The following is a 380-nucleotide window of genomic DNA, read 5'->3' on the forward strand; positions in this document are numbered from 1 at the left end:
GGGTATGGATATGAATATTGTGATCGGAGCATTACAAAACAAAACTTTCCCGGGAAAACTGACGATGATCGCTCCTAAAGGAAAAGACAATGCAGGAACCATTAAATTCCCTGTAGAAGGAAACGTAGATAATCCTAATAACGAATATATCAGAGCCGGTTTCTCAGCAAACGGGGAGATTATATTAAGCTCTCAAAAGAATGCCTTATTACTGGACGAGTCCTTGGTTCAGTATGAAAAGAAGCAAGGGAAAGATGTTCCATTTATAGAAGTAAAACAAACAGATGGAAAATTCAAAAAAGTATATGTAAAATTAGGTGCCAGCGATGGTATTAATGTTCAGATTCTTCCGGGATCTAATATTACAAAAGATTCTGAAG

1 pseudogene is annotated in these 380 nt (G+C 36.6%); it reads left to right on the plus strand.

The features are described from left to right. A pseudogene (locus SB679_RS23280) lies at positions 1–380 on the plus strand (efflux RND transporter periplasmic adaptor subunit); the annotation flags it as partial.

The organism is Chryseobacterium sp. SIMBA_029, assembly GCF_046535275.1.
In the GTDB taxonomy this organism is placed as follows: Bacteria; Bacteroidota; Bacteroidia; order Flavobacteriales; family Weeksellaceae; genus Chryseobacterium.